This window comes from Campylobacter concisus (assembly GCF_002913225.1).
GTDB classification, from domain to species: Bacteria; Campylobacterota; Campylobacteria; order Campylobacterales; family Campylobacteraceae; genus Campylobacter_A; species Campylobacter_A concisus_J.
Window position 1 is genome coordinate 1 of record NZ_PPAW01000067.1, and the last position, 975, is coordinate 975.

Here is a 975-nt window from a genome sequence, read left to right on the forward strand (position 1 = left end):
TAAGAGCTAGAAGGTTTGTTTGATCTGCTATATCTCTAATGATAGTTATGATGTTTTTAATTTCATCACTTTGTCTTATGACATCAGCTGTCTTTTGAGAGATAGCATTCATTGAGCTAGACATTTGTTCAACTGCAGCTGCACTTTCTTGTAAGCTATTTGCTTGAGTGTTTGCTGAGCTTGTTACTTGAGATACAGAGCTAGCTAGAAGTTTGGCTTTTTCTTCTAGGGTTTTAGCTTTTTCTAGGTTATAGTTTAGCATTCTAGATATTTCTGTGCCAAGAGCATTTGTTACCTTTTCTACTTCACCATTTGCGTTATCTATCCTAGAGGTAAAGTCTGATCTTCTATAGCTATCAAATACCTTTTGAATAACATTTAGATCACTACCCACTTTTGCTTCAAGAACATCAAGCATTTTATTTAGAACATTTTTAAGTTCTACTAGTTTTGGGTTAGCTGGGTTTTCTGTGATCCTAGCTTTTAAATTTCCTTTTTCTATCTCTTTAGCTGTTGATACTGATTGATTAACAGCAGTGGTATCTTGATTAGCAGTGTCTTGTATCTTTTTGATGTTTTCGTTGATGAGCTGTGCCATAACACCGAATTCATCTTTAGTTTTTACTTCTGTGATAACTGGTTCTTTGATCTCATAGTTTAGGAATTTAAAGAATGATGTTAAAGACTCTGATATATTTGAAAGAGGCTTTAAATATCTACCAACAACAAAGATCAAAAGTGCTATAACGACGATTATAAAGATGATAGAAGACACAAACTGCGAAACAAGTGTGCTATTTAGACTATTATCATAATCACTTATTGAGTTTGCAGAGCAAATAAGCCAGTTGGCTTTATCATAAGACTCACAAGCAAGAAGTCTCTCTGTGCCTCTAAGATTGTAAGTAAATGTTTTATCGCCATTTTTCTTATACTCGTTTGAGTAGTCATCAAGGATCTTCATAGCTTCACTAG

Annotated in this window: 1 pseudogene; it reads right to left on the minus strand. The window is 33.8% G+C overall.

The window, feature by feature from the left end:
* Window positions 1-964: pseudogene (locus CYP26_RS10340) on the minus strand (methyl-accepting chemotaxis protein); the annotation flags it as partial.
* Window positions 965-975 lie beyond the last annotated feature (11 nt).